4 protein-coding genes are annotated in these 3,803 nt (G+C 48.3%); 1 reads left to right on the top strand and 3 read right to left on the bottom strand.

All coding sequences use genetic code 11. From position 1 onward, the window contains the following. From Q0688_RS10290 to Q0688_RS10280, 3 genes are all read right to left on the bottom strand, one after another. Positions 1 to 245: helix-turn-helix transcriptional regulator (locus Q0688_RS10290; RefSeq protein WP_299075642.1), on the bottom strand; the 245-nt coding region annotated here is incomplete at its 3' end. Between the two features lie 446 nt (positions 246 to 691). Beyond that, positions 692 to 1,072, bottom strand: a complete 381-nt coding sequence (locus Q0688_RS10285) for a GFA family protein (protein WP_299075639.1) — start codon at positions 1,070 to 1,072, stop codon at positions 692 to 694. Between the two features lie 182 nt (positions 1,073 to 1,254). Continuing rightward, positions 1,255 to 1,884, bottom strand: coding sequence for a hemolysin III family protein (locus Q0688_RS10280; RefSeq protein WP_299075636.1), 630 nt, complete (start codon positions 1,882 to 1,884; stop codon positions 1,255 to 1,257). A gap of 291 nt (positions 1,885 to 2,175) precedes the next feature. On the opposite strand from Q0688_RS10280, the gene Q0688_RS10275 reads away from it, so the two are divergent. Next, the gene (locus tag Q0688_RS10275) at positions 2,176 to 3,714 is read left to right on the top strand and encodes an amidase (RefSeq protein WP_299075633.1); all 1,539 of its coding nucleotides are present in this window, start codon (positions 2,176 to 2,178) and stop codon (positions 3,712 to 3,714) included. Positions 3,715 to 3,803 lie beyond the last annotated feature (89 nt).

The raw sequence follows: 3,803 nt of genomic DNA, 5'->3' as shown, positions 1-3,803 counted from the left end.
TTGTCAGCCTCACTAAGCGCACCTAAAAGTGCCGCCTCGGCCCCTTCCGCCAGAACTGCCGGATCAGTTTTTAACGCTTTCGCAATCGCATCCAGCAGACTGTCCCCAACACGACGGCGGTTATGCTCGATCAAGTTCAAATATGCGGCAGAAATACCAACCGTTTTGGCCAGCGCCGCCTGCTTTTGTCCCAGCACAAGCCTGCGCTCGCGAATTCGGCTTCCTGCAAGTCTGGAGTGCGGCATCAGAAGTCAGCATCCTTTACGTTGATAGGCGCTTTCACTGCGTTCAAAATAAACAACGCCGAAAGGTTGCAGTTTACAAAAAGGTTTTGAGTTTATAACCTGGGTTCAGCCGAAGAGAGCGAAGCGACCGGAGACGACGCCCGCATGGGCGGTCCCGCAGGGATTCGCAGCGCAGCTGAGAACCAATCCCCCGGCTCTACCAAATTTAGATCCAATGAAACACAAGAAAATCCTGGGGCCTAGGTAATAGCGGGCTTTTTCGTTTTAACCCCTTCATTGCCGCCTTTTAAGAACCCTGCACATCTAGGCCTAAATAATGGGTTTTGTGATGGGTCTTCAGGGCCCATCATTTTTAGGACCCAACGAACTGCATAGGTGTCTAGGGTTCATGAGTTAATCAGATAGCAAAATACGCTCACTCAAACCCGCCGATGAAAAGGGCCCAGCTAATAGTCACTATTTCGATGCCATGAAGGCTGCTCTGAGGGAAAAAGATTGACTCGTGTTTTGAATGATGGGGATTGCCTTAATGATCCAGCAGGAACAATGAGGTGGGTATTACTTTTGTTTACAAATGGCAAACCAGACCCACATTGCGAGCAAAATACTTTAGTAAAATCTCTCTCTGGGTCATCGTAGCGGATTAATTTTTCTTTACCTCTCAGCCATATAATATTATCTAGATCGGTAAGTAAATTCGATGCTTGAGAAGAGCCTGTAATCTGCTGGCATTGTGTGCAATGGCAAACAATAAGCTTCGAAAAATTATCCTCAACAACATATTCGACAGACCGAAAAAAGCAACCGCCTTCCAATTTATTTTCCATAATTTAACTCAATTGACCAAAGAAAATTTTTATAAATGAAAAAATACTGATCGAAAATTTAGTCGAAAAAATGCAAGCCGACGGCTTTCATTGGCCTTTGTACTAACGAGCCAGATAAAAATTAAATCAATAACCAAAGTTAAGTTTCATCTGACCCCCACCAATACTGTGCTAACCCCCCCCTATCGCACATAGCCAAGCACCGCAATGAAGTGGGCTAAAGAGCCTGCTAACACAAAAAAATGCCAGACCCCATGCGCATGATTCAGCCGCTTTAATTTGTCGAGCACATAAAAAATCACTCCGACGGTGTAGGCAAGACCGCCAATCAAAAGCCAGCTAAAACCGGCTGGTGGCAGTGTTTGTTTGAGGTTATTCCATTCAAAAGAACAGGCCCAACCCATGCTTAGATAGATAACCAACTGGCATACTTTTATCACTCGCCCCGCCAAAAAAATCTCTGACATAATACCAACAATCGCCAGCCCCCAAACTATTTTCAAGATCAGCCAGCCGGCCGGTGTGTCCAGCGTCACGATGATAAAAGGGGTATAACTACCGGCAATCAGCAGGTAGATAGAAATGTGGTCTAACAGCTTGAAATACTTTTTTAATGGTGGATGTTGAAAGCTGTGATAAAGAGTAGACATGGTATACAGCAACACCAGCGCAAACCCGAAAATTGAAAAACCCCAAAGGATATTCGGCTGACCACTTTGAACGCCTACCGTTAACAGTGCGCCGAAACCGACAAGTGATAACACTGCACCGACTAAGTGACTGATACTGTTGAGTCTTTCACCGATATACATAACTGATTCGCCGTTAGTTTAAAAAGCAACAATAATACTTGCTGGCAATCAGGGATGACAGCGTTGTTGTATGTCGTTGCGACGATCAACACGCCTAAATAGAAGCAGGTTAATTTTTTATCACTCCATCCTTATTGCTAGCAGGGTCAATGGTAACTTAAGTCTATGACCGAAATTAAGTTTCATCTGACCCCAGTTATCCTCTCCCCCCTTATTAATTTCTATTAATTTGAGCCATTGCTAGCGCATCGCCTAAACTGGTGATTGCGTTTACCTTGTATGGAGAAAACTATGGCCCTGTCACGCCGAGAATTGATTCAACGCAGTGCCCTTTTATCAGCAGGTTCACTGCTGGCTAGCAGCCACCTCAGCGCCAGCACTGCACTGAAATACAGCGAATACCTTAGCTATGATGGTTTGGGCTTGGCGGGATTGGTGCGTAGCAAGCAAGCAAGCCCGCTTGAGCTGTTAGAGATCGCTATCGCCCGCACTGAGGCGGTTAACCCGGAAATCAATGCGGTCGTGTTAAAGCACTATGACTTGGCGCGTGAGGTGGCTCGCCAAAGTGCACCTAATGGTGTTTTCGGTGGGGTGCCGTTTTTGCTCAAGGATTTGGGTATTGCCATGGCGAACACCGTCACCACAGAAGGTTCGGTATTTTTTAAAGATCAGCGCTTTACTTATGACTCGACCTTGGTAGAGCGATATCGCCGTGCAGGGTTGGTTATTTTTGGCAAGACCCACAGCCCCGAGTTTGGCAGCACACCCAGCTCAGAGAGCCGGTTGTTTGGCGCCACTCACAACCCTTGGAATTTAGAGCATAGCGCCGGCGGCTCATCAGGTGGCGCGGCAGCGGCTGTTGCAGCGGGTATTATACCGGCCGCTCATGCCAGTGATGGCGGCGGCTCTATCCGTATACCTGCAGCTGCTTGTGGCGTATTTGGTTTAAAACCGACACGTGGACGGGTGCCGATGGGGCCAAATGCCTATGAAACACGTGATGGTTTAAGTGCCATGCATGTGGTTAGTCGAACAGTGCGTGACAGTGCGGCTTTATTGGATATCAGCCAAGGAGCTGGGCTTGGAGATGCTTATGCTACGCCCGTTAGAGAACGACCTTATTTAGATGAAATCCAGCGCGCACCAGGAAAATTGCGTATCGCGCTTATACGCCATCCCATGCTAGATATCCCAGTGGCAGACGACTGTATCAAAGCGGTAGATCACGTGGCACAACTTTGCGCTTCACTGGGGCATCATGTTGAAGAAGCGCAACCACAAATCAACGCCATGGCGCTATGGCAAGCACTAGGTACCTTGAGTAACACCTTAGTAGCAAGCAAAGTCACCGCACGTGAGAAAGCACTCGGTCGCAAACTTAAAGATCACGAGCTCGAACCTATCAGCCTAAACTCCTTCAGAGATGGGCTAAAAATAGATGCTGTCGCGCATCATGAAGCACGCCATGCTGCACACCAAGCAAGCCGCACTCTCGGTGCGTTTATGCAGCAATATGATTTAATTCTAAGCCCTACGATGGCAATGCCCCCAGCCAAACTGGGTGCGCTGTCGATGGAACAATCCTACGAATCGTTTATTGGCCCGGCCGCTGCGGCATCGGCTTATACGGGGATTTATAATATGACAGGCCAGCCGGCAATGTCGGTACCGCTGTATTGGAATGCTCAGAACTTGCCTATTGGTGTTATGTTTGCTGGGCGCTTTGGTGATGAAGCCACATTGTATCGCCTAGCCGCGCAGCTAGAACAAGCTCAGCCGTGGCTGCCGCGCCTGCAAAAACTGGCGATGTCACTGCACGGCTCGGTGTGATTTGCTGAGGGCGGTGAACAGCCCCGAACTCCTTTATGCTGAGGAGGAACAAACAGGCATGGAGTTATTTTTTATCCCGCCCCCCGTCC

It is taken from the genome of uncultured Paraglaciecola sp. (assembly GCF_937123705.1).
Lineage (GTDB): Bacteria > Pseudomonadota > Gammaproteobacteria > Enterobacterales > Alteromonadaceae > Paraglaciecola.
Note: the sequence above shows the minus strand (reverse complement) of the source record. Positions and strands in the feature narration are given on the sequence as shown.